At 74.5% G+C, this 23,923-nt stretch carries 23 protein-coding genes; 12 read left to right on the top strand and 11 right to left on the bottom strand.

Features of this window, described 5'->3' with window-relative positions; genetic code table 11:
* Positions 1–3: 3 nt before the first annotated feature.
* Positions 4–1,410: a protoporphyrinogen oxidase gene (gene hemG, locus GA0070620_RS13200; protein WP_091590615.1), complete on the top strand. Its 1,407-nt coding sequence runs from the start codon at positions 4–6 to the stop codon at positions 1,408–1,410.
* Positions 1,407–2,108, top strand: coding sequence for a hydrogen peroxide-dependent heme synthase (gene hemQ / locus GA0070620_RS13195; RefSeq protein WP_091590613.1), 702 nt, complete (start codon positions 1,407–1,409; stop codon positions 2,106–2,108). The genes hemG and hemQ overlap by 4 nt, the downstream gene beginning before the upstream one ends.
* A gap of 124 nt (positions 2,109–2,232) precedes the next feature.
* On the opposite strand, the gene GA0070620_RS13190 is transcribed toward hemQ, so the two are convergent.
* The 5 genes from GA0070620_RS13190 to GA0070620_RS13170 all read right to left on the bottom strand — a co-directional run bounded on the left by GA0070620_RS13190 (position 2,233) and on the right by GA0070620_RS13170 (position 5,982).
* Complete coding sequence (locus GA0070620_RS13190) at positions 2,233–2,727, bottom strand: GNAT family N-acetyltransferase (RefSeq protein ID WP_091598686.1); 495 nt, start codon at positions 2,725–2,727, stop codon at positions 2,233–2,235.
* A 155-nt stretch (positions 2,728–2,882) separates the two neighbouring features.
* Complete coding sequence (locus GA0070620_RS13185) at positions 2,883–3,959, bottom strand: lytic polysaccharide monooxygenase auxiliary activity family 9 protein (protein ID WP_172836425.1); 1,077 nt, start codon at positions 3,957–3,959, stop codon at positions 2,883–2,885.
* A 127-nt stretch (positions 3,960–4,086) separates the two neighbouring features.
* Positions 4,087–4,539 carry a GNAT family N-acetyltransferase gene (locus GA0070620_RS13180; protein ID WP_091590603.1) on the bottom strand — a complete coding sequence of 151 codons (453 nt, stop codon included), beginning with the start codon at positions 4,537–4,539 and terminating at the stop codon, positions 4,087–4,089.
* Between the two features lie 28 nt (positions 4,540–4,567).
* Positions 4,568–5,545 carry a DMT family transporter gene (locus GA0070620_RS13175; RefSeq protein ID WP_091590601.1) on the bottom strand — a complete coding sequence of 326 codons (978 nt, stop codon included), beginning with the start codon at positions 5,543–5,545 and terminating at the stop codon, positions 4,568–4,570.
* Between the two features lie 176 nt (positions 5,546–5,721).
* Positions 5,722–5,982 (bottom strand): Prokaryotic metallothionein, encoded by a 261-nt coding sequence (locus GA0070620_RS13170; protein ID WP_091590598.1) that lies wholly within the window; start codon positions 5,980–5,982, stop codon positions 5,722–5,724.
* Positions 5,983–6,136: 154 nt separating this feature from the next.
* Between GA0070620_RS13170 and GA0070620_RS13165 the strand changes: the two genes are divergently transcribed.
* From GA0070620_RS13165 to GA0070620_RS13155, 3 genes are all read left to right on the top strand, one after another.
* Complete coding sequence (locus tag GA0070620_RS13165) at positions 6,137–6,412, top strand: isoamylase early set domain-containing protein (protein WP_091590595.1); 276 nt, start codon at positions 6,137–6,139, stop codon at positions 6,410–6,412.
* Between the two features lie 102 nt (positions 6,413–6,514).
* Positions 6,515–7,255 (top strand): lytic polysaccharide monooxygenase, encoded by a 741-nt coding sequence (locus GA0070620_RS13160; protein WP_091590594.1) that lies wholly within the window; start codon positions 6,515–6,517, stop codon positions 7,253–7,255.
* Between the two features lie 116 nt (positions 7,256–7,371).
* Complete coding sequence (locus tag GA0070620_RS13155) at positions 7,372–7,959, top strand: DUF305 domain-containing protein (RefSeq protein ID WP_091590591.1); 588 nt, start codon at positions 7,372–7,374, stop codon at positions 7,957–7,959.
* Between the two features lie 14 nt (positions 7,960–7,973).
* Here the strand turns inward: GA0070620_RS13155 and msrB are convergent, their stop codons facing one another.
* Positions 7,974–8,378, bottom strand: a complete 405-nt coding sequence (gene msrB, locus GA0070620_RS13150) for a peptide-methionine (R)-S-oxide reductase MsrB (protein ID WP_091590589.1) — start codon at positions 8,376–8,378, stop codon at positions 7,974–7,976.
* 47 nt (positions 8,379–8,425) lie between these two features.
* Here msrB and ligD point away from each other — a divergent pair, with 47 nt between their 5' ends.
* The 5 genes from ligD (at position 8,426) to GA0070620_RS13125 (ending at position 17,418) form a co-directional block, all read left to right on the top strand.
* Positions 8,426–9,454 (top strand): non-homologous end-joining DNA ligase, encoded by a 1,029-nt coding sequence (ligD, locus tag GA0070620_RS13145; protein ID WP_091590586.1) that lies wholly within the window; start codon positions 8,426–8,428, stop codon positions 9,452–9,454.
* Positions 9,455–9,572: 118 nt separating this feature from the next.
* The gene (locus GA0070620_RS13140; RefSeq protein WP_091590583.1) at positions 9,573–12,770 is read left to right on the top strand and encodes an FtsX-like permease family protein; all 3,198 of its coding nucleotides are present in this window, start codon (positions 9,573–9,575) and stop codon (positions 12,768–12,770) included.
* A gap of 40 nt (positions 12,771–12,810) precedes the next feature.
* On the top strand, positions 12,811–15,513 hold the full coding sequence (locus GA0070620_RS13135; RefSeq protein ID WP_091590580.1) for an FtsX-like permease family protein: 2,703 nt from the start codon (positions 12,811–12,813) through the stop codon (positions 15,511–15,513).
* Between the two features lies 1 nt (position 15,514).
* Positions 15,515–16,507 carry an ABC transporter ATP-binding protein gene (locus tag GA0070620_RS13130; protein ID WP_091590578.1) on the top strand — a complete coding sequence of 331 codons (993 nt, stop codon included), beginning with the start codon at positions 15,515–15,517 and terminating at the stop codon, positions 16,505–16,507.
* Between the two features lie 176 nt (positions 16,508–16,683).
* Positions 16,684–17,418 (top strand): ABC transporter ATP-binding protein, encoded by a 735-nt coding sequence (locus GA0070620_RS13125; RefSeq protein ID WP_091598683.1) that lies wholly within the window; start codon positions 16,684–16,686, stop codon positions 17,416–17,418.
* 93 nt (positions 17,419–17,511) lie between these two features.
* Here the strand turns inward: GA0070620_RS13125 and GA0070620_RS13120 are convergent, their stop codons facing one another.
* From GA0070620_RS13120 to GA0070620_RS13110, 3 genes are read right to left on the bottom strand one after another with little or no spacing between them, the layout of a single operon-like run.
* Complete coding sequence (locus GA0070620_RS13120) at positions 17,512–17,964, bottom strand: GNAT family N-acetyltransferase (protein ID WP_091590575.1); 453 nt, start codon at positions 17,962–17,964, stop codon at positions 17,512–17,514.
* A 57-nt stretch (positions 17,965–18,021) separates the two neighbouring features.
* Positions 18,022–19,605 (bottom strand): alpha/beta hydrolase, encoded by a 1,584-nt coding sequence (locus GA0070620_RS13115; RefSeq protein WP_091590573.1) that lies wholly within the window; start codon positions 19,603–19,605, stop codon positions 18,022–18,024.
* 31 nt (positions 19,606–19,636) lie between these two features.
* A complete protein-coding gene (locus GA0070620_RS13110) occupies positions 19,637–20,749 on the bottom strand; it encodes an ATP-dependent DNA ligase (RefSeq protein WP_091590570.1) in 1,113 nt (370 codons plus the stop codon).
* 136 nt (positions 20,750–20,885) lie between these two features.
* On the opposite strand from GA0070620_RS13110, the gene GA0070620_RS13105 reads away from it, so the two are divergent.
* Positions 20,886–21,098 (top strand): hypothetical protein, encoded by a 213-nt coding sequence (locus GA0070620_RS13105; RefSeq protein ID WP_091590566.1) that lies wholly within the window; start codon positions 20,886–20,888, stop codon positions 21,096–21,098.
* A gap of 72 nt (positions 21,099–21,170) precedes the next feature.
* Here the strand turns inward: GA0070620_RS13105 and GA0070620_RS13100 are convergent, their stop codons facing one another.
* Positions 21,171–21,656: a GNAT family N-acetyltransferase gene (locus tag GA0070620_RS13100; RefSeq protein WP_091590563.1), complete on the bottom strand. Its 486-nt coding sequence runs from the start codon at positions 21,654–21,656 to the stop codon at positions 21,171–21,173.
* A 92-nt stretch (positions 21,657–21,748) separates the two neighbouring features.
* Between GA0070620_RS13100 and GA0070620_RS13095 the strand changes: the two genes are divergently transcribed.
* Positions 21,749–22,252, top strand: coding sequence for a DUF1990 family protein (locus tag GA0070620_RS13095; RefSeq protein WP_091598680.1), 504 nt, complete (start codon positions 21,749–21,751; stop codon positions 22,250–22,252).
* 24 nt (positions 22,253–22,276) lie between these two features.
* On the opposite strand, the gene GA0070620_RS13090 is transcribed toward GA0070620_RS13095, so the two are convergent.
* On the bottom strand, positions 22,277–23,887 hold the full coding sequence (locus tag GA0070620_RS13090; RefSeq protein ID WP_091590561.1) for a hypothetical protein: 1,611 nt from the start codon (positions 23,885–23,887) through the stop codon (positions 22,277–22,279).
* Positions 23,888–23,923 lie beyond the last annotated feature (36 nt).

Below are 23,923 nucleotides of genomic sequence, written 5' to 3'. Positions count from 1 at the left end.
GACATGCGGCCGTGGCGGGTGGCGGTGGTCGGCGGCGGGATCGCCGGGCTGGCCGCCGCGGTCCGGCTGCGCGACCGGGCGCCCACCGGCACCGAGATCACGGTGTACGAGCAGTCCGGCGCGCTCGGCGGCAAGCTGCGCACCGGCGAGCTGGCCGGCGGGCCGGTCGAGTTCGGCGCCGAGTCGTTCCTGATGCGGGACCCGGCCGGCGGTGACTCCGCCGTCGTCGCGCTGGTCCGTCGGCTCGGACTGGCCGACCGCATCGTCCACCCCACCGTCGGTCAGGCCGCGCTCGCCGTCGACGGCGCGCTGCGCCCGATCCCCGGCGGCACCCTGGTCGGCGTACCCGGGGACCTGGAGCGGGTGACCACGGTCGCCACGCCGGCCGCGGACGCCGACCGCGACGCCGGCCGCCCGCTGCTCGGCCCGGACGAGGACGTGGCCGTCGGTGCCCTGGTGCGGTCCCGGTTCGGCGACGAGGTGGTGGACCGGCTGGTCGACCCGATGCTCGGTGGCGTGTACGCGGGTCGGGCCGACGACCTCTCGCTGGCCACCACGATGCCCGCGCTGGCGCGTACGGCCCGGGTGGAGCACACCCTGGTCGGCGCCGTCCGCGCGGCGCAGGCCGCCGTGCCGCGCGCCCCGGGCACCCCGGTCTTCGGCACCCTCGCCGGCGGGCTCGGCACCCTGGTCGAGGCGGCGGCGCGGCACAGCGGCGCGAGGGTCCGCGCCGACGCGGCGGTCCGCGAGCTGCACCCGACGCCGACCGGTTGGCGGCTCACCGTCGGCCCGACGCGCGACGAGGAGCACTTCGAGGTCGACGCGGTGGTGCTCGCCGTGCCGGCCCGCCCGGCCGCCCGGCTGCTCACCGGCCCGGCGCCGGAGCTGGCCGGCACCGTCGGCGGGCTGGACTACGCGAGCGTCGCCCTGGTCACCCTGGCGCTGCCGGAGCCGAAGCTGCCGGAGCTCTCCGGCTTCCTGGTGCCCGGCACCGAGGGCCTGCTGGTCAAGGCGTCCACGTTCTTCACCACCAAGTGGGGGCACCTGCGGCGGCCCGACGGCCTGGCCCTGGTGCGGGCCTCCGTCGGCCGGTACGGCGAGGAGGCGTCTCTGCAACGCCCCGACGAGGACCTGGCGGCGACCGTGCACCGGGAGCTGTCGGCGGTGCTCGGCACCCCGCTGCCCGCGCCGGTGGACGGGCACGTGCAGCGCTGGGGCGGTGCGCTGCCCCAGTACACCCCCGGGCACGGTGACCGGGTGGCCCGGGTCCGGGCCGCGCTGCGGGCGAACCATCCGACGCTGGCCCTGGCCGGTGCCGGCTACGACGGGGTCGGCATCCCGGTCTGCGTCCGTTCGGGTGAGACGGCGGCCGACGAGATCATCACTGCACTGGGAGGATCGGGGAGATGACCGAGCAGACCAACGCGGCCCGGCTGCGCGAGCTGAACGCGAGCATCCGCTACACCATGTGGTCGGTGTTCCGGGCGACCAACCCGCTGCCGTCGCTGCGGGACAACGTCACCGCCGAGGTGCAGTCGCTCTTCGAGGAGCTGGCCGGCAAGGACGTGGTGGTCCGCGGCACGTACGACGTGTCCGGCCTGCGCGCCGACGCCGACCTGATGATCTGGTGGCACTCGTCCTCCAGCGACGCGCTGCAGGACGCGTACCTGCGGTTCCGCCGCACCACGCTGGGCCGCGCGATGGCCCCGGTCTGGTCGCAGATGGCCCTGCACCGGCCGGCGGAGTTCAACAAGAGCCACATCCCGGCCTTCCTGGCCGGGGAGAAGGCGCGCCACTACCTCTGCGTGTACCCGTTCGTCCGCTCCTACGAGTGGTACCTGCTGCCGGACGCCGAGCGCCGCGAGCTGCTCGCCGAGCACGGCCGGCTGGCCCGGGGCTACCCGGACGTGCGGGCCAACACGGTGGCGTCGTTCGCGCTCGGCGACTACGAGTGGATGCTCGCCTTCGAGGCGGACGAGCTGCACCGCATCGTGGACCTGATGCGCGACCTGCGCGCCTCGGGCGCGCGGCGGCACGTCCGGGAGGAGATCCCGTTCTACACGGGCCGGCGCCGCTCGATCGGCGAGATCGTCAGCTGCCTGGTCTGACCCCGGCTGCCCGGTCTGACCTCGGTGCCGGCGGGCTCGGCCCGCGATCAGTCGCGGGCCGACCCCCGGGTGCGCGGTGGCTGTCGAGCTGCCCCGGATCTGGGGCGGTGGGCGACCCGTGCGCTCAGGACGGGTCGAGGTGCCGCGCCATCACCTGTTCCCGGAGGCCGTTGGGCATCAGGTCGCCCAGTTCCTCCGTCGGTGCGAAGCCGTGGCGTCGGTAGAGCCGGACCGCCGCCTCGTTCCCCGGCGTGACCGCCAGTCGCAGCCGCGTGGCGCCGGCCTTCCGGGCCCACTGGACGACGCTGTCCACCAGCGCGTCTCCGACGCCTCGGCCCCGGGCGTCCGCGTGCACCCACATCGAGATCAGCTCCACCACCCCGACGTCGTCGGTGTGGACGCCGCTGACCATGCCGACGGCCCGCGCGTCGAGGGTCGCGACCAGGTTGTGGGAGCCGGGGATCGCGAGGCGTCCCCGCCACCGCTCCTCCCGGTCCCCGTCACCCTGCCAGTCCGACAGGCGCGCGCCGAAGGCGTACGGCGCCGTGGCCAGCGCGTCGAGCCGCAGCTCCCGCCAGACCCGCCACTCGTCCGGCGTGAGGACCCTCATCTCGATCATGAGCGGAATCATGCCGGCGCGGAACGCGCGGCCGCCACCCTGTTTCCGCCGCCACGGCGGCCCCGCCAGCCGTCCGGCGGGGTCGACGGGGGGACCGCCCGGGGCCGCGTGCCGGAGGCAGAGGGGACGCGACCCCGGGCGGGGATCGGGGTGGATCAGCCGGTCGTGGTGCAGGACAGCACGGCGGGCGCCGGGTTGCTGCCGCCCCACGAGCCGAGGAAGCCGAACGTCGTGCTCGCCCCCGGGGCCAGCGCGCCGTTGTAGCCGACGTTGCGCGCGGTGACCAGGGAGCCGCTGGTCGACACCGTGGCGTTCCACGAGGAGCTGACCTGCTGGCCGTTGGCGTACGTCCAGCTGACCGACCAGCCGCGCGTGGCCGAGCCTCCGGCGGTCACCTGCACCTCGGCCTGGAAGCCGCCGGCCCACTGGCCGGTCACCCGGTAGGTGGCGGTGCACGCGCCGGCGGGCGGCGGCGTCGTGGGGGGCGGCGTGGTGGGCGGAGGAGTGGTCGGCGGCGGCGTGGTGGGCGGCGGCGTGGTCGGGCCGCCGGAGAAGTCGACGTCGCTGCACAGGTAGTACGACTGGTCGAGGTGGCTGGCCTGCCAGATGGTGTAGACGATGTGCCGCCCGGTGCGGCCGGGCGCGCTGGCCGGGATCTCGATCGAGACGCCGCCCGTCTCCGGCTTCCACTGGGAGGCGGGGGTGTTGCCGATCTGGCCGGCCAGTTCCAGGTCGTCCCAGCCCAGCGGCTCGGTGAGCGGGTCGAAGCCCTGGCGGGTCACGTACACCCGGATGTAGTCGGCGCCGTGGCTGGCCTGGTCGAAGAAGCGGACCCGGAAGTTGTCGGACACCGGGGTGGTCTTCCAGGCACCGACGGTGTCCAGGGCGTTGTAGCGGCCGCTCTGGGTGCGCCCGCCGCTGCACAGTTGGCCGTTCGGGATCGCGGCCTGGTGGTTGCCGGCGACGCCCTCGCGGAACAGGCCGTTCCAGTTCCACATGGCGTTCGGGTCGGCCTGCCAGGCCTGCCAGCACATCGGGTCCTCGGTGGCCATCCGGGGATTCTGGAAGTCGCCGCCCCAGCGCTGCCAGCAGCCGTAGTTGCGCGAGGCGGGGTCGACCACCGACCCGTGCGCGGAGACGGGGCTGGCGATGGCGGCGGTCAGCAGCAGGGTGGCGGTCGCCGCGAGGGCGAGCAACCACCGGGCACGGTGTGATCGGAGTGGAGTGGACACAGGGGCCCCCGGGGGAGAGGTCGGACGACGACAGCCCGGACGACCGGGAGTTGCCTCTCCCGTGCCCACACTCGCGCGGTTACCGCGTTGGCTCCGCTGGGCAGACTCCCACATCTATCACCATCGGTCAATGCCTCGGTTCGCGGCGCATGGGGGTGTGCGGGATACCGTCCTCGACGTACTCGGCGCCGGAGACGGTGAAGCCGTGCCGGGCGTAGAAGTCGACCAGGTACGACTGGGCCTCCAGCACGCACGGGCCGTCACCCACGACGGCCAGCGCCTCGGTCATCAGCCGGCTGGCGTGTCCGCCGCCGCGCGCCCGTGGTGCGACCACCACCCGGCCGATCCGGGCCACGCCGCCCGGATCGGCCAGGATCCGCAGGTACGCCAGCGGTGCGCCGCCGTCGGTGAGCCAGAGGTGCCGGGTGCCCGGCTCGACGTCGCGCCCGTCGAGCTCGGGGTAGGGGCAGTTCTGCTCGACCACGAACACGTCGACCCGTAGTTTCAGCAGGTCGTGGAAGGTGCGGGTGTCCAGGTCGGCGAAGGTGGCGGTGCGGACCTCGGTCGTCTGCGGCGGCATCCTGCGATGGTAGGTCGTCGGCCGGGGGCTACGTCCCGGCCGGTTCCCGGGGCGTCGTGACCGGCGTGGGCGGCGCCGGCGACCGATCCGGCGTCAGGTACGTCGCCGCGACCGCCGCCAGCAGCAGCACCCCGCCGACGAGCACCGGGGCCGGCAGGGGCTCGCCGAGGAGCGCGACGGCGAGCGCCGCCGCGGTGAGCGGCTCCACCAGGGTCAGGACGGCGGCCACGCTGCCCTCGGTGGTGCGCAGCCCGGCGTAGAAGAGCGCGTACGCGACCGCGGTGGTGACCACCCCGAGGTAGAGCAGCAGGGCCACCACGTCCGGGCGGAGCGGCACCGCGACGCCGTCCGTCAGGGCGAACGGCGCGAGGGTCAGTGCGCCGATCACCATGGAGATCGTGGTCAGCGTCATCGGAGCCGTACGCCGCGAGACGTCCCGGCTGACGATGGTGGTGACGGCGTACCCGAGGCCGGAGCCGGCGGCCGCGAGCAGCCCGAGCAGCGGCCGCGGTGCCGACTCGGTGGGCTGCGTCGCCGCCCCGCTGATCAATGCGAGACCGACGACCGCGGCCCCGAGCGTGCCGAGCCGACCCGGGCCGGGTAGGCGGTGGGCGCGCACCGACTCCCACGCCGCGGTGAGCACCGGGGCGAGACCCAGGCTGACCACGGTGGCCACGCCGACCCCGGCCAGCGCGACGGCCGCGAAGTAGAGCGCCTGGTAGAGGGCGAGCCCGACGCCGGTGAACACCAGCGGCAGCGGTGCGGCGCGCAGCGCGGCCAGCATCGGGCGCAGCCGGGTGGCGGCGAGCGCCGTGAGGACGAGGGCGGCGATCGCCAGGCGGTGGAAGCCGATGGCCACCGGGCCGAGGCCGGTGGTGTCGTGGACGAGGTGGACGACGATCCCGGTGGTGCCCCAGAGCACCCCGGTGAGGGTGATCTGGATCAGGCCGGCGCGGGCGGGATCGATCGCCGTCCGGCGTGCGGACGGCGTGCGACGAGAGGACATGGGTGCGCTCCGAGAGGGTGGGCCGCTGACGAGGACGACGTCGGCGGAGCGCACACGACGAGAAGGCCGACCCGGGTCACCCGGTCGGTGGTAGGCGCGGCGCTCCGGTCAGGAGCGCGGCGGGGGCAGGACGCCCGGGAACGGCTGCATGCGACGACCGTACCCCGGCGGCGGGCTCAGGCGGGACGCGCGCCGACGGTGTCCCGGATCTCGGCGCCCCGGGCGCCCTCGACGGCGCGGGCGCAGTGCCCGGAGCAGAAGAAGCGTCCGGAGACCTCGACGCCGTGGCCGACGATCTTGATCTGGCAGTGCTCGCAGATGGGTGCCATCTTGTGGATCGCGCACTCGAAGCTGTCGAACGTGTGCGTGTCACCGCTGACGGTGTGCACCTCGAACGCCATCCAGTAGTCGTTGCCGCAGACCTCGCACGTTGCCACGAGAACCCCCCGAATAAGGACATGTATCCCCAGCGTGCGGCACCTCGGGCCGGCGGTGGGCGAAATGCCGCAGACCGGCCGGGCCCGGCGGCGTGTCGGCGTCGGCGTGTCGGCCGTTAGGCCTGGTGACCGCCCCGAAGCCCGTGGAGGACTCGTGATCAAGCGCACCAAGCTCTTCGGCACCCAGACCCGGGTCACCTTCTGCCTGCCGCGCGACACCCCGCCCGGGGTGGTGAGCGTGGTCGGCTGCTTCAACGGCTGGGAGCCGGGCCGGCACGAGTTGGTCGCCCGCCGGGACGGCACCCGTACGGTGACGGTGCGGCTGGGGCCGGGGGAGTACCGGTTCCGCTACCTGGCCACCGGTGGGGTCTGGCTCGATGACGACACGGCGGACGGCGTCGACGAGCGCGGCAGCGCCCTGGTGCTCTGATCGCATCAACCCTCGCCGATGCTTTTATCGATGAAGGTCTTTACTGTTAATAAAGTTTAATTTATTTTGGTGTCACCTTTCCCCGGTAGAGGAGGTGTCACCATGCGTCGAAGAATCACCCTCCCGATCGTGGCGTCCGGTGCCGTCCTGGCTTCGCTGGCCCTCGCGGCCCCGGCCCAGGCGCACGGCTACGTGTCGTCCCCGCCCAGCCGTCAGGCGCTCTGCGCACAGAACCGCGTCCCCGACTGCGGCCAGATCAAGTACGAGCCGCAGAGCGTCGAGGGGCCGAAGGGTCTGCGCAACTGCCACGCCAACATCGCCCACTTCGCCGTGCTCAACGACGACAGCCGGGGCTGGCCGGCCACCTCGGTGGGCAGCACCGTGACCTTCACCTGGATCAACACCGCCCGGCACGCCACCAGCAACTGGGAGTACTGGATCGGCAACACCCGGGTCGGCCTGGTCAACGGCAACAACCAGCAGCCCGGGTCCACCGTCACGCACACCGTCAACCTCGGCGGCTTCTCCGGGCGGCAGAAGATCCTCGCCATCTGGAACATCGCCGACACCGCCAACGCGTTCTACTCCTGCATCGACGTGCAGATCGGTGGCGGCGGCGGTCCCGGCCCCACGCCCACCCCGACCCCCACCCCGACGCCCACGCCCCGCCCCACGCCGACCCCGACCAACCCGCCGGCCGGCGGCACGTGGACGGCGGGCCGGGCGTACCAGGTCAACGACCAGGTCACCTACGGCGGCCTCACCTACCGCTGCCGGCAGGCCCACACCGCCATCCTCGGCTGGGAGCCGCCGAACGTGCCGGCGCTGTGGAGTCAGATCTGACCGTACGGGCGCGGCCCGTACCCGGAGCGGGTCGCGCCCCCACCGCGACCGGCGCGTTCCCCGCGCCGGTCGCAACCCGTGCGCCCCTCGTCCCGACCGGAACCCGGAGGGCCGGCATGACCCGACTGTCCGCGACGACCGCGCTCGTCGTCCTGCTGCTGGGCGTCACCACCGGGTGCGCGGCCGGGCCGGTGTCGTCGCCGCCCGACGCGCCCCGGCCGGCGGCCGGCGCCACCGCGCCCGGGCCGTCCGCCACGCCCGCGGCCAGCGGCATCGACCTGCTGTTCCTGACCATGATGGTGGCCCACACCGAGCAGACCCTGGAGATCGTCCGGCTGACCCGGGACCGGCTGACCGACGCCGACCTGCGGACACTGGTCGCCGCGATCGACGCCACCGAGACCGACGAGCTGACCACCATGCGGGCCTGGCTGCGCGAGGCCGGCCCGTCCGCCGGGCCGGGACGCCACGCCCACGACGGGCACGGGGTCACTCCGACGGAGCTGGACCGGCTGCGTACGGCCACCGGCGCCGACGTCGACCGGGTGCTGCGTGAGGTGCTCGGCGCCCACCAGCGGTCGGCGGCCGACCTGGCCCGCGCCCACCTGGCCGCCGGCACGGACCCACGGGTGCTCGACCTGGCCCGGCGGGTCGAGCAGTCCCGCAGCGCCGAGGTGCGGCTGCTGGGCGGGGCCACCGGGTGAGCCGCGCCCTCGGGTCAGCGCGGTTCGAGCCGGATGGACACCGAGTTGACGCAGTGCCGGGTGTCCTTGGGCGTGAAGCCCTCACCGTGGAAGACGTGCCCGAGGTGGCTGTCGCACCGGGCGCAGCGGATCTCCGTGCGGACCATGCCCAGGCTGCGGTCCTCGATCTCCTTCACCCGACCGGGGATGGCGTCGTCGAAGCTCGGCCAGCCGCAGTGCGAGTCGAACTTGGTGTCGCTGGAGAAGAGCTCCAACCCGCAGGCGCGGCAGTGGTAGACGCCCGGCGTCTTCGTGTCCACGTACTCACCGGTCCACGGGGCCTCCGTGCCGGCCTGGCGCAGCACCCGGAACTCCTCCGGGCTGAGGCGGACGCGCCACTCGTCCTCGGTGCGGGGCAGCTCGCTGTCGTCAAGACTCACGGGCCAACCGTACGCCCGACGTCGTACCCGTCGCATAGGGTCGCGGGATGGGTGGCACCACGAAGGCAAGCGTCACCGAGATCGAGGTGGCCGGGCACACCGTCCGCCTGAGCAGTCCGGACCGGGTGATCTTCCCCCAGCGGGGCTTCACCAAGGCCGACGTCTTCCACTACTACCTGGCCGTGGGCGACGGGATCATGCGCGCCCTGGGCGACCGGCCCACCACGTTGCAGCGCTTCCCCGAGGGCATCGAGGGCGAGATGTTCTTCCAGAAGCGGGTGCCGGCCCGGGGCGTGCCGCCGTGGGTGCGCACCGCGGAGATCAGCTTCCCCAGCGGCCGGACGGCGGCAGAGCTGTGCCCGGCCGACCTGGCACACGTGGCGTGGGCCGCGCAGATGGGCACGGTGGTGTTCCACCCGTGGCCGGTCCGCGCCGGTGACGTCGACCGACCCGACGAGCTGCGCGTCGACCTCGACCCGCAGCCGGGCACCGACTTCGCCGACGCCGCGGAGGCCGCCGGCGAGGTGCGCGCCGTGCTCGACGAACTGGGCGCGACGGGCTGGCCGAAGACCTCCGGCGGCCGGGGCGTCCACGTCTACCTGCGCATCCATCCCCGCTGGACGTTCACCGAGGTGCGCCGGGCCACCATCGCGCTGGCCCGCGAGGTGGAGCGTCGCCGCCCCGACCTGGTCACCACGGCCTGGTGGAAGGAGGAACGCGGCACCCGCGTCTTCGTCGACTACAACCAGATGGCCCGCGACCGCACGATCGCGTGCGCCTACTCGCTGCGCGCCAACGCCCGGGCCACCGTCTCCACCCCCGTCACCTGGGACGAGCTGCCCGACGTCGACCCCGACGACTTCGACCTGGCGAGCGTGCCCGGGCGGCTGGCCGAGCGCGGCGACCCGCACGCCGGCATCGACGACAGCCCGTGGGACATCACGCCCCTGCTGGAGTGGGCCGAGCGCGACGCGGCGGCGGGCCAGGGCGACCTGCCCTACCCGCCCGACCACCCCAAGATGCCCGGCGAACCCAAGCGGGTCCAACCGTCGCGCGACCGCGACCGCCCGCGCTGACGCCCGCTCCGCGGATGCGAGACACGCGATAACGATCATGTAACGGGCGCGAACCTTTCCGACCGCGTCACCGCTCTCCCTGATCGTCGGCCCGACCGGGGCCAGGGGAGGACGTCGGATGAAGCTGGTGTGGAGGCGGGCCCGTGCGGCACGGGGGCTGCTGGCGGCGGCGGTGGTGGCCGCGCTTGTCGCGGTCGCGTTGGTCACCGGGCTCTCCGACTACAGCCGGGGATCGGTGGCCGCCGGCCAGAAGGCGCTGCTGTCCGGCGCGCCGGTCGAGGAGCGCAGCCTCCTGCTGACCGGCTCCGCCGGCCAAGACGTCGCCGAGTTCACCCGGCGCGACCGGATCGTCCGGGACGGCTTCGCCGCCGCCTTCGGCGCCGCGCCGACCACCACGAGCGTCGCCCGGTTCGGCAGCGGACGGGAACTCACCGGCGACCTCGGGCCGGCGACCCGCAAGGGCACCGACCCCGTCTTCGCCAACCTCGCCACCCTGGACGACCTGCCGGCGCACGCCGAGCTGGCCAGCGGGGCGTGGCCGACCCCGGGCGCCCGGCCGCTCCAGGTGACGCTGCCCGAGAAGGTCGCCGCGGCGCTCGGGTTGACCGCCGGTGCCCGGGTGCCGACGCTCGACCGCAGCTCGGACCGGCCCAGCCAGCTCGTGCTCGCCGGGACCTGGCGCCCACGGGACCCGACCGAGCCGTACTGGCGGCTGGTGCCCGGCGTCGGCGCGGGCAGCGCCGCGGAGTCGAGCACGTCGTACGGGCCGTTCGTGCTGGACCAGGCCGACTTCACCGCGACCTTCCGCGGATCGGTGTCGGCGTCCTGGGTCGTCGAACCCGACCTCACCGCCGTGGACGCGGAACAACTGCCCCGCCTCTGGCCCGCGGTGAACAGCGCCCTCACCGAGGTGCCCAAGGCGGCCGACCTCGGGTCGTCCGCCCAGACGGTCACCGCGATGAAGGGGCTGCTCGACCGGATCTCCCGCGCCGACCTGGTGGGCCGCTCGTCACTCGCGACCCCGCTGCTGCTGATCGTGGTTCTCGGCGGGTACGCCCTGGTGCTGGTCGCCGCGCTGATGAACGAGGACCGGCGCGGCCAGACCGCGCTGCTGCGGGCCCGGGGCGCCGCGCGGCGGCAACTGGCCGGGCTGGCCGCCCGGGAGGCGACCCTGGTCGTGCTGCCCGCCGCCCTGCTCGGGCCGTTGCTCGCCGCCGAGGCGCTGCGGCACACCGAGACCGGCCGGTCGGCCGGCAGCGCGCTCACCGGCGGTGACGCCACCCTGCTCTGGGCCGCAGCACTGGCGACCGCGCTCGGCTGCCTCGTCGCGATGGTCGCCCCGACCCTGCGTGGCGCGGGCACGTACGTGGCGGACATGGCGGCCCGCTCCCGCCCCAACCGGGCGGCGTCCGTCCAGCGGGCCAGTCTGGACGTGGTCCTCGTGGCGCTCGCCGTGCTCGCCTGGACCCAGCTGCGCCAGTACGACTCACCGCTGGCCGGCGCCGGGGAGAGCCTCGGGCTCGACCCGCTCCTGGTCGCCGCGCCCACCCTCGGCGTGCTGGCCGGCGCTGCGGTGGCGCTGCGGCTGCTCCCACCGGCCACCCGCTTCGCCGAGCGGTTCGTCCACCGCCGACTGTGGACGGCCACGGTGCTCGGCATGTGGCAGGCCGGCCGGCGCCCGCACGCCGGGCCGGTGCTCCTGCTCGCCCTCGCCGTCGGCGGAAGCACCCTCGCCTGGTCGCTGGTCAGCACCGGCGAGCGGTCCCAGGTGGAACAGGCCGACCACACGGTCGGCGCGGACCTGCGGCTGACCGAACGCGTCGGGTCGGGCCCCGCCGGACGGGCCGCCGAGCTCGCCGCGCTGCCCGGCGTGCAGCGGGTGCTTCCCGCCTGGCGCGACGAGGTGCGGCTCGGCCGAGCCAGCCTGCCGGCGACGGTCGTGAGCTTCGACACGGCGAGCGCGAACGGGGTGGTGCGGCTCAGCGACCGGCTCGCCGACGCGCCCGCCCCGGCGGTGTTCGACCGGCTGGCGCGGGAACGGAGTGCCCCGGCCGGGCTCGCCCTGCCCCCTGGCACGCGGACGCTGACCGGCACCGTCAGTACCCCCGTCAGCGAGTCCATCCGCCCGCAGCAGGTCGCCGTCACGGTGCTGCTGACCCGCGCCGACGGGCTCGCCCTGCGGCTGCCGGCGGCCCCCGCCGACAGCAGCGGCCGGTCCGTCCCCTTCCGCGTCCAGATTCCCGAGGGCAGCGGTGACTTCCGCCTCGCCGGGTTCGTGGCGGACGCCGGGGAAGCGGCCGGCACCTCCTACCGGCTGAACGTGACCGAGGTGCGGACGGTCGGTGCGGACGGCGCGGCCCGGCCCCTCGACCTCGGCGAGGGGTGGATGGGCGTCAGCGGCGACAGCAACTTCCGGCCCCCGCAGGTGACCGCCGGCGCCACCGGCCTGCGCGGCGACCACCCGATCCAGCTGCTGCCCGGCGGCCGGTGGGCCTACCAGGCGTCCTCCCGGTTCGCCATCGTCCCGGCCGGGCAGAGCACGCCGGTGCCGGCCCTGATGACCCCGGCCGTACGCGAGGCGCTGAGCCTGAAGATCGGCGACACCATCAACCTGCCCCTGTCCGGGGTGACGCTGCCGGTGAAGCTGGTGGGCGACATCGACGCGGTGCCCGCCACCGCCGGGAACGGAGTCCTGCTGGACCTGCCGGCCGCCGTGGACTGGCTGGTCCGCAACCAGGGCAGCGTACGGCCGGTGCCCGAATGGTGGGTGAGCACCGACGACGGCGGCCACACCGAGGCGCGGCGGGCCGCCGACGGCCTGACGCAGTTGACCGTCGTCGACCGGCGTGAGGTGGCCGAGGCCGCTGCCCGCGACCCGTACTGGCGGGGCGCCCGGACGGCGCTGCTCGCCGCCGCGCTCGGATCCGTCCTGCTCGCGCTGGTCGGGCTGATGGTGGACGTCTGGGCCACCGCCCGGCACCGGTTGACCGAGTTCGCCGTCCTCAACACGCTCGGCGCGACACCACGGCTGCTGGCCCGCGCCCTGCTCGCCGAGCAGACCTTCCTGGCCGGGATCGGGGTCGGTGTCGGCCTACTGCTGGGGGCGGGCGTCGGCGCCACGATGGCGCCGCTGGTCATCCTCACGCCGGCCGCCGGCCGGCCGGTGCCCGAGGCGGCCTTCACGCTGCCCTGGCTGCCGATCGGGCTGACCGCGCTCGGCCTGCTGCTGGCGGCACTCGCCTTCAGCGCGTTCATCGCCGTCGGCATCCGGCAGCGGGTGGCTTCGGCGCAGCTTCGGATCGGGGGAGAACGGTGACCGGGTTCAGCGGACGGACCGGACGCACGGAGGTGGTCCGATGAGCATCGGCGCAGGCGCCCGACGGGTCCGGGCGTACGGGGGACAGTTCGCGCTCCTGGCGGTGTTGACGGTGCTCGTCACGCTGCTGATCAACGGGGTGCCCCGGGTGGTCAACCGGCTCGCCGAGGAGGGACTCCGCGAACAGTTGGCGTCCTCCCCGGCCGCGCAGCGGGACCTGATCTACACCACCAAGCCGCTGACCGCGGCCGCCAACAACACCTCCCTCGTCTCGGCGCAACAGCGGGACCTCGACCGGTTGCAGGCGGAGATGCCGTCGCAGGTGAGGGACCTCGTCGAGCAGCGGTGGTATGCCGCCGACGCCGTGCCGGGCCGGCTGACCGGCCCGGATCTGAAGGCCAAGAACCTCCTGGTCAACCTCATCATGCGGACGGCACCCGGGGTCGAGTCCGCCGGGACGCTGGTCGGCGGGCAGTGGCCGAAGGCCGGTGAGCGCGGCCAGCCGGTGCAGGTGGCGCTCGCCGAGGACGTCGCGCGCAAGCTGAACCTGCGGATCGGCAGCAGCCTGAACCTGGCCCCCCTCGACCGCGGCTCGGGTCGGCCGGCCTCGGTGACAATTTCGGGGATCTTCCAGCCCCGCGACCGTAGGGACGGCATCTGGGACGGCTTGCCGCAGACCCTCCAGGTCGAGGAGCCGCAGGGCGACGGCCAGCCGTTCGTCGCGGTCGGTGTCGTCGACGCGGCGGCCCTGGACCAGCAGGCCGCCACCGGTTGGCCGGTCGGGTTCGGCTGGCGGTACCGGCTCGGCGTGGACGGCATCGACGTCCGGCGGGTGGACCAGTTGGTCGACGGCGTCCGGCAGATGGTCCGGACGGCATCCGATTCCCGGCCCCTCGTGCAGGGCGTCGACATCCCGCTCGGGAAGTTCGCCGCCTCACTGGCCGCCGCGCAGACCCTCCTCGCGGTGATCGGAGCCGGTGTCCTGGCCACCCTGGGCGGGTTGGTGCTGCTGGCCGCCGCGTTGGCGATGCGCCGCCGACGCCAGGAGTTCGTGCTGCTGCGTGCTCGCGGCGGGGCGGCCACCTCCGGCGCCCGTCGCAGCCTCGTCGAGTCCCTGCTCGTCATCCCGCCCGCCGCCGCGCTCGGGTGGCTCCTGGGTGCGCTGGTCCCCGGACCGGCCGGGGACGCCGTGCCGCTGGGGATCGTCGCGACCGTGCTGCTCACCCTGGCCCTGCCGGCCGCCACGCTGTTCGTGCCGACCGGGAACACCGGGCGCCGGGACCTGGTCCGACTGCGCCCCTCCGCCCGGCGGGCCACCGTCGAGGTGTTCCTGCTCCTGCTCGCCGCGCTCGCGGTCGTCCTGATCCGCCGACGGGGGCTCACCCTCGGCGAACTCGACCCGTTGCTGGTGTCGGTGCCGGTGCTGCTGGCGGTGGCGGCGGCGGTGCTGGCGCTGCGCGCGTACCCGTGGCCGCTGCGCCTGGCCAGCCGGATCGCCGCCCGGACCAGGGGAAGCGTGGCGTTCCTGGGCACGGCCCGGGCCGGCCGGTCGGTCGCGGCCACCCCGCTGGTCGTCGTGGTGCTGGCCTTCGCGACCGCGGCGTTCTGCACGGTGGTCGCGGCCGGCGTCGAGGCGAGCCGGGACCGGGCCGCCACCCGGTCGGTTCCCGCCGACGCGGTGATCCGCGGCGACCGGATGGCCCCGGACACGGCGGCCGAGTTCCAGCGGCTGCCCGGGGTGACCGACGCGGTCGGCGTGGCGTACACGTCGGGTCAGCGGATCCTCGCCGACACGCACGGCACCGACGCGCGGCTCGGCGCCACCGACGTCCTGCTCGTCGACGGCCCGGCGCTGGCCCGCCTGGTGCGGGAGAGCGGCGTCGACCTGACGGTGCCCGACACGTTGCTGGACGCCCGACGGGGGGACGGCCCGGTGCCCGCGGTGGTCTCCCCGGCGGTCGCCGCCGACCTCGCCCACGCCGGCCTGGACAAGTCCGCCGTCGTCACCACCCAGTCGCTGCGGTACGAGTTCCGGGTCGCCGACACGGTGGAGACCTTCCCGCTGGCCGGGCCCCAGGACGGCCGCTTCGTGCTGCTGCCCTGGCAGGCGCTGCCCGAACTGACGAACACGCCGGTGCCCACCAGCTTCCTGCTCGCCGGCGACGACCTGGACGTGGAGGCCCTGCGGCGGGTCGGCAACGACGGGCAGGCCCAGTACCAGAGTGCCGGCACCGTCACCGGCGGCGAGCGACCCCGGGAGGTGGAGGTGCTCACCTGGGCGCAGGCGCGTCAGCAGGTGGGCGCCGACGGCGCGAACGGGCTGCTGGCGTTCGGCTTCGTCGCCGGGGCGGCGGGCGGCGCCGCGCTCGGCCTGTTCGCCATCGCGTTCACCGTGCTGGCCGGCGCCCGCGCCCGGGGGCAGGTGCTGTCCCGGCTGCGCACGCTCGGCCTGTCCAGCCGGCAGTGGCGGGGCCTGCTGCTGGTGGAGTTGGCGCCGCTGGTCGGCGTCTCGGTGCTCACCGGTGCCGTGGTGGGCGCCGCGCTGCCGCTGCTGCTCAACCCGGTGCTCGGACTGGCCGCGTTCACCAGCGGTGACCCGGTCCGGGTGGCGTTCGAGCCCGGCCTGGTGGCCGGGGTGGTCGTGCTCGGGGCGGTCGCCCTCGGCCTGGCCGTCGCCGTCGAGGCCCTGAACAACCGCCGGCTGCGCCTCGGTGAGGTGCTCCGGCTCGGAGAGGAGAGTTGAGATGACCGCTACCCAGACACCGGTCGTGCCGGACCTGGCCGCGCTCCAGCAGCGGGCCGCGCAGCGCGCGGCCGAGCGGGCCGGCGGCCAGGACCGGCTGCGTGGCCACATCGTGTGCGACGGACTGGTCCGCATCTTCAAGACGGAGGGGGTGGAGGTCGTCGCCCTGCAGGGCCTCGACATGGTCATCGACCGTGGCGAACTGGTCGCCATCGTCGGCGCCTCCGGGTCCGGCAAGTCCACCCTGCTGAACATCCTCTCCGGCCTGGACACCCCCACCGCCGGCATCGCCCGGGTCGCGGACTACGACCTGCTCAACCTCTCCGCGAAGCGGCGACTGAGCTACCGGCGGAAGAAGGTCGGCTTCGTCTGGCAGCAGACCGGGCGCAACCTCCTGCCGTACCTGACCGCCCAGGAGAACGTCGAGCTGCCGATGGAGCTGGCCGGCGGGCGTCGGCGGCGGGCCCGCCGGGAGCGGGCGCGCGAACTGCTCGACCTGGTCGGTGTGGGCTACTGCGCGGACCGGCGACCGGGGCAGCTCAGCGGTGGTGAACAGCAGCGCTGCGCGGTGGCCGTCGCGGTGGCCAACGACCCGGAGGTGCTCTTCGCCGACGAGCCGACCGGCGAACTGGACGAGGCCACGGGCGCCGAGGTGTTCGGGGCGTTGCAGACCATCAACGCCGAGCTGGGCGTGACCATCGTCGTGGTCACCCACGACCACGCCGTGGCCAGCCAGGTGCGTCGTACCGTCGCCATCCGCGACGGCCGGACCGCCTCCGAGGTACGCCGGACCGCGCGAATCCATGAGGACGGCCGCACCGAGCTGGTCAGCGAGGAGTACGCGGTGCTCGACCGGACCGGCCGGATGCAGCTGCCGCCCGCGTTCGTCGAGGCGCTGTCGTTGCGGGATCGGGTGCGGCTCAACCTGGAGCCGGACCACGTGGAGGTGCGGCCGGGCGACCAGCGCCGCGCCGAGCGGGAGGCGGGGGCATGAGCACGTGGGACGAGGCGGCGACCGGTGCCGCGGTCGGACGGTTTCCGGTGACGCCACCGGGGCAACCGGCCCGGCACCGCGTCGAGAACTCGCACGCGTACCCGGTGAACGGCGGACGACCGGCCCCGTACGACAACCAAGGTGAAGTGGCCGGGCAGGCGAGGGGAGGTACGGGCATGGACGGACCGGGTGTCACGGTCACCGGGCAGGCCGCCAGGGCGACCGCCGCGCTCGGCGACGAGGTCGTCCGGGTCGAGGGGCTGAGCCGCACGTACGGCCGCGGGGAACGCGCCGTGCACGCGGTGCGGGACGTGTCGTTCCGCGGCGGCCGGGGTGAGCTGATCGCCGTCCGGGGCCGCTCCGGTGCGGGCAAGACCACCCTGCTCAACCTGATCGGCGGGCTGGACCGGCCGAACGGCGGCCGGGTGACGGTGGCCGGGCGCGACGTGACCGCCGCCAGCGAGTCGGAACTGCTCGCGCTGCGGCGCGGCACGATCGGCTTCATCTTCCAGACCTTCGGCCTGGTGCCGATCCTGTCCGCCGCCGAGAACGTCGGGGTGCCGCTGCGGCTGGCCCGCGTCCCGGCCGCCCAGCGGGAGGAGCGGGTGGCAATGCTGCTCGAAATGGTCGGGCTCGGCGGGCACGCCGCGCAGCGGCCGTACGAGCTCTCCGGTGGGCAGCAGCAGCGGGTCGCGGTGGCCCGGGCACTGGCGAACGAGCCGAGCCTGCTGATCGCCGACGAGCCGACCGGTCAGCTCGACTCGGAGACCGGCCGGTCCATCATGGACCTGCTCCGCGCGGTGGCGCGTGGACGCGGCACCACGGTCCTGGTCGCCACGCACGACCCGGCCCTGATCGAGTTGGCCGACCGCACCCTGACCCTCCGCGACGGCCGCCTGACCGAGTCCTGAGCCCCCGTCACCCGTTGATCATGCAGTTGTGGTGCCCGGTTCCGGCCGCTTCGTGGCCTTCGTGAGGCACCACAACTGCATGATCGGCAGGGGTCAGAGCGGCAGCTTCATGCCTTCGTGGCTGGCGACGAAGCCCAGGTTGAGGTAGAAGCGGTGCGCGTCGTGACGGGACTTGTCCGTGGTCAGCTGCACCAGCGCGCAGCCGCGCTGCTTCGCCTCGTCGATCGCCCACACCATCATCCGCCGGCCGAGCCCCTGGCCGCGCCGGTCGGAGCGCACCCGCACCGACTCGATCAGCGACCGCTGCGCGCCGTGCCGGCCGAGCCCGGGGATGTAGGTGATCTGCAGGCAGCCGACCAGTTCGCCGTCCTGCTCGGCCACGATCAGCTGGTTGCGCGGGTCGGCGGTGATGTCCGCGAACGCCTTCTCGTACGCGGCGTCGACCTCGGTGAAGTCCCGTGCCCTGCCGAGCACGTCGTCGGCGAGCAGGGCGAGGACAGCGGGCAGGTCGGCCCGTACGGCCTCCCGGAAGATCACGTCACTCATACCGTGAGCCTGGCACAGCGACTCCGAACGACGGCGGTGTCCCGCCGGGCGGTGGGGTCAGCGGGCCGGGCAGCGCTGCCCCTCGCGCGGCACGGCCAGGTCCAGCAGGTAGGCGTCGACGGCGTTGGTGATGCAGGTGGTCTGCGGGTAGGCGGTGTGGCCCTCGCCCTCCCAGGTCAGCACCCGGCCGACGCCGAGCATCGAGGCGAGCGCCCCGGTCTGCTCGTAGGGGGTCGCCGGGTCGCCGGTGGTGCCGACGACGACGATCGGCGGTGAGCCGGCCGCCGCGCCCGTCGGGTAGGGGTCGCGCCCACCGGGCCACTCGACGCACGCGAGCATGCCGACCGCCAGCGCCGGCCCGAACAGCGGGTATTTCTCCCGCCACTGGGACTGCAACTGCCGCACCTGGGTGAGGCTCGGCTTCTCGTCCTCGTCGGCGCAGTTGACGGCCAGGTTGGCGTCGAACAGGTTGGAGTAGCGGCCGTCGTCCTCCCGGCCGGCGTAGGAGTCCGCCAGCCGGAACACCTCCGCCGGGTCACCGCCGTCGAGCCGGTCGATCGCCCGGGCCAACTCCTGCCAGCCCGTCTCCGTGTAGAGCGAGGAGATGACGGCGTAGAAGACCCAGCCGGCCGTCGCCTCCCGCCCGCCGGCGCCCCGGACGGGGGAGACCCGCGCCTTGTCGATCGCGCTGGTCACGGCGGCCCGCGCGTCGGGCGCGATGGGGCAGCGGCCGGCGTTCGCCGTGCACCAGCGGGTGAAGTTGCCGAACGCCCGCTCGAAGCCCTTGGCCTGGCTCTCCGAGCTTGCCACCAGGCCCTGCCTGGGGTCGACCGCGCCGTCGAGCACGAGGGCCCGGACCCGCTGTGGGTAGAGCTGGGCGTAGGTGGCGCCGAGCAGCGTGCCGTAGGAGTAGCCGAGGTAGGTCAGCTTGTCGTCGCCGACCGCCGCGCGGACCGCGTCCATGTCGCGGGCCGCCTGCTCGGTGGCGTAGAGCGGCAGCTGGTCGCCGTACTTGTCGCCGCAGCCCCGCCCGATCCGCTGGTTGAGCGCCACGAACCCGTCGAACGACTCCTGGCTGCGCGGGTCGGGGTCGTAGCCGAAGCTGGCGTCGAGGTCGGCGTCGGGGATGCACTTCACGGGGCTGGATCGGGCCACCCCGCGCGGGTCGAAGCCGACGATGTCGAACCGGTCGGTCACCGCCGAGGGCAGCCCGCCGAACGCCGGCCCGAAGGAGAGGTAGACGGCGGTGTCCACCCCGGAGCCGCCGGGACCGCCCGGGTTGATGACCAGCGAGCCGATGCGGTCGCGCTGCTTCGTCGAGCGGGCCCGCAGGAGGGCGATCTCGAAGGTCTCGCCGGCGCCCGGGCCGGTGCTGGCCCCGCCGCCGCTGCCCCAGTTGCGGGGCACCGCGATGCGGGCGCACTCGTAGCGCATGTCCCGCGCGCCACGGCCGACCAGCTCGTCGGCGACCTCCGGGCAGGCCCGCCAGGTCGGCGCGGTGCCCGGCGCGGCGGCCGCGCCGTCGGTCTCGGTGCGCGGCGCGAACGCGGGCAGGGTGCAGCCGGCGGTGAGCAGCGCCGCGACGGCGAACGCGGCGAGGGTGCGGCGGACCCGGCGGATCCGGTCGGCGGTGCGGGACACGAGTGGCCTCCGTGATCGTCTCGCCGTCAGGCTACGCGGGGCCGGCGGTCGTCGGCTCCACGGTCGCCGTCGGGTCGCCGCGCAGGACCTGGTCGACGTCGAAGCGGACCGGCCGGTCGAGCTGGTCGTAGCCGCAGGAGCGCGGATCGCGGTCGGGGCGCCAGCGGACGAACTGCGCGGTGTGCCGGAACCGGTCACCCTCCATCGCGTCGTAGCCGACCTCCAGCACCAGCTCCGGACGCACCGGCTCCCACTCGAGGTTCTTGGTGCCGGTCCACCGGCTGACGCCGCCGGGGATGCGCTGCCCCCGCTCGTGGTCGCCGTGCACCCACGGGTGCTCGCCGCCGGTGTCCCGGTAGGGGGCCAGCTCGTCGAGCAGCTCGGCCCGGCGGGCCATGCTGAACGACGCGCTCACGCCGACGTGGTGCAGCACGCCGTCGTCGTAGAGGCCGAGCAGCAGCGAGCCGACCACCGGGCCGGACTTGTGCCAGCGGAAGCCGGCCACCACCACGTCGGCGGTGCGGGCGTGCTTGACCTTGAACATCAGCCGCTTGCCCGGCTCGTAGGGCAGGTCGGCCGGCTTGACGATCAGACCGTCCAGCCCGGCGCCCTCGAAGACGTCGAACCACCGCCGCGCCGTCTCCGGGTCTGTGGTCACCTGGGTGACGTGCACCGGCGGGCGCACCCCGGCCAGGGCTGCCTCCAGCCGGGCCCGGCGTCGCGGATAGGGCTGGTCGAGCAGCGCCTCGTTGTCGATCGCCAGCAGGTCGAAGGCGACGAAGTCGGCCGGGGTGGTCTCGGCCAGCAGCCTCACACGGGACGCCGCCGGGTGGATGCGCTGCCCCAGCAGCTCGAAGTCGAGCCGGGCCTGCCCGCCCGGACCGTCGCGGCGGATCACGATCAGCTCGCCGTCGACGGCGCAGCGCTCCGGCAGCTGCCGGCGGGCCTGCTCGACGACCTCCGGGAAGTAGCGGGTCATCGACTTGCCGCCCCGGCTGGCCAGCTCGACCTCGTCGCCGTCGCGGAAGATGATGCACCGGAAGCCGTCCCACTTGGGCTCGTAGGTCATCCCGGGCGCGGTGGGGATGCGCGGGACGCTCTTGGCCAGCATCGGCTCGACCGGCGGATTGATCGGCAGCTCCACGGCGACCAGTCAACCAGACGGCACCGACAACGGTGAGCCAGATCACGGCGCGGCGGCGGGCGTCGTGTCCGCCCCCGTCCCGCTTCCCGTCGCCTGGGCGAATCGGAAAAGAGCAGGTCAGAGCTAGTTTCGGCGGGTGCCGGAGTGGACCTGTGGCTGCTGCGGGCGCTACCGGGTCAGCGTGGAGCTGATCCGGGGTCGCTACCGCTACCGCGTCGTGCACCGGTACCCGCGCCAGTTCGGCGGCGGCAAGAACGTGCTCGGCGAGGTCGGCTCGATCCCCGAGCTGGAGGAGCTGCTGCGCCGCCACACCCCGCTGACCCTCGCCGACCTGCGGGAAGCCGCCTGACCCGCACGGCCGGGCCGGCGCGCCGCCGGACCCGCGAGGGCCGCCGTCGGCGGGCGGAGCGGCCGGGCCGGCTCACGACGACATGAGGGCGGAGACCTTCTCCAGCAACGCCAGCGAGTGACCGTTCGGGTCCGGACGGTGCCCGACGACCCGATAGCCGTGCCGCTCGTACAGCCGCAGGTTGTGCGGGCTGTCGGCGCCCGTGAACAGGGCGAACCGGTCGACGTGACCCGGGCACTCCGCCTCGGCCCGGGCCAGCAGCCGGCTGCCGATCCCCCGACCCTGCTGGTCCGGGGCCACCGCGAGGCGACCGACGTGCCCCACGCCGTCGATCACCGACACCCGGACCGACCCGACCAACCGGTCCCCGTCCCGCGCGGCGAGCACGAGCGTAGGCCCGGTCAGCACCGTACGGATTTCGTCGAGCGTCTCGGTCAGCGGCGGCAGGAAGGGGTCCCGGTAGTGCTGCGCCTCGGTCAGGTAGGCGGCGCGTTGCACGGTCAGGATCTCGCCCGCGTCGGCCGTGGTGGCCCGGGCGATCAGCGGTGGCGTGCCCATCGGCCCAGCTCACCACACGTCGCCGGGACGCCGCCGCCCGGCCACCCCACCGCCCGTACGCTGGCGGTGGACGCGACGTGGAGGTGCCGGGCATGGCGGGGCTGACCTATCCCGACGTGGGTGCCACCCGCACCGGCGACCTGCCGGCGGGTTGGCGGCACGTCCACCACCGCGTCCGCCTGCCCGACGGCTGCCTCGACACGGCGGGCGCGGCGGTGCTCGGCTGGCGACTGCACCGCGCCGCCGGGATCCGGATGACGGCGGACGCGCCCCGCGCGGCGCCCGGCGTGCGCGTGGTCGCCGGGCTGGGGGTGGGCCCGCTCCGGCTGCGCGCCCCGTGCGAGGTGGTCTGGGTCGTCGACGACGGGCAGCGGACCGGCTTCGGCTACGGCACGCTGCCCGGGCACCCGGCGCGCGGCGAGGAGGCGTTCGTGGTGAGCCGGGACGACGCCGGGCACATCTGGTTCGAGGTCACCGCGTTCAGTCGCCCGGCCGGCTGGCAGATGCGGGCGGCCGGGCCGGCCGGTCGGGCCTTCCAGGGCGCGTACGCCTGGTGGCTCGGCCGGACGCTGCGCCGGCTCTGCGCCCGGAGGTGACCGGGCGCGGAGCCGGCGCGCGGCCTACTCGTCGGTGACGGTCAGCGTCAGCGGCCCACCCGGCATGGGCAGACCGCCCGGGCCGTAGGTCGTGGCCAGGCCACTGGCGTCGTTGAGCGTGAACCCGTAGGTGTAGGTGCCGGCGGTGATCTCGTACGGCAGGTAGCCGTAGAGCGAGAGTCGGCCGTCCGGGCCGGCGCCGGTGCCGCCGAACTGCTGGGCCACCACCGTGCCGTCGGCCGCGTAGAGGTACATCGAGTAGCCGTTGACCGGGGCGACCGGCGCGGTGACCGACATCGAGACGACCGGCCTGGTGTCCGGCGCCTGGCTGCGCGCGACGGTCGTCGGCGTGACCGAGACGTCCGTGGCGGTCGGCGGGGTGGTGCTGGTCAGCTGTCGGATGGTCAGCCCCGGGTCGGGCGCCTCGTAGCGGCTGCCGTAGAGGGCGAGGCCGCCGGCAGCGTCCCGGATCGCGAGCCCGACGACGGTGCACCGGGCGGTGCGACTGTAGACGAGGATCGGCAGGCCGATCGTGCCGTCGGCGCCCACGGTCGGCGTGGTCGAGGTCTGCCGGCAGCCGTGGTTGTCGAAGTCGACGAGGATCTCCCGGACGCCCTCCTGGGCGCCGGCGACCGTCATCCCGAGGGTGGCGTTGACGTTCACGGTCCAGTTGTTGACCGGGTTGGGACTGACCGTGAAGCCGCTCGCGCTGAGGGAGGCGTTGGAGGTGACGATGATCGATTCCAGGCCGTGGTCGGTGACGACGGCCAGGTTGCCGACGTTGTCGGTCAGCGCCAACTCGGTGACGCGCCACTCGCCGGACGCGGCGTTGGCCGGGATGCGCACCTCGATCGAGCAGCTCGTGGAGTTGATGTCGCCACCGCTGTAGGCGCCGCACCGCTGGTCGGCCCGGTGGAAGAACGCCTCGAACCGGCCGGTCACGGTCTGCCCGCCCGGGCCGGTGAGCTGGAGGCTGCCCTGCCACACCCCGGACTCCCAGTCCTGCACGGCGACGTAGTACCTGAGGTAGCCCTCGCGGTCCTTCACATAGGTGTAGGGGCGGGCGTCGCTGAGCGGCTCCAGGTAGGCCCAGTAGCTGCTCGGCGGCGTCGTGTCGGCCACGGTCCGCGCGGTCACGGTGCCGCGGTGACCGGCCAGCGCGGCGCGGTCGAGGGTCAGGGCCGCTCCGCGCTCGTCGTGGACCTCGAACCGGGTGACGAGCCACTGGGCGCTGCTGGTCGCGGCGAAGCGGGGGACGACGAAGTCGTAGGTGTAGGTCGAGCGCCGCGGCGTGCCGGACACCCAGCGGGCCTTGGTGTAGGTGACGTCCTCGAAGCGGAAGTCGACCTCGTAGGTCTGCCCGACGTAGCTGCCCGGGGTGGGACCGGCCATCTGGATGTGGAGGCTGCCGTACATGTCCTGCGCGGCGGCGTCGGGGTTGGTGACGGTCCAGGTCAGCGGGACGACCGCGCTGTCGACGGTCGCGTCGACGCGGCTGGCGGCGAACGCGAGGGACTTCAGGGCCAGGGCCTTGGCGCCGGCGGTGGCCGGCACCGCGGTGGCGCCGAGCGCGGCCACCGACGTGACGGCCACGAGGGCCACCCGCGCCAGCAACCGGAGGGAGAGGATCGACATGGACCGTTGTATAGCAGCGTGGCGCACGTCCCCGCC

Origin of the sequence: Micromonospora krabiensis (genome assembly GCF_900091425.1) — a bacterium.
In the GTDB taxonomy this organism is placed as follows: Bacteria; Actinomycetota; Actinomycetes; order Mycobacteriales; family Micromonosporaceae; genus Micromonospora; species Micromonospora krabiensis.
This window is presented reverse-complemented; position numbering and strand designations above follow the sequence as displayed.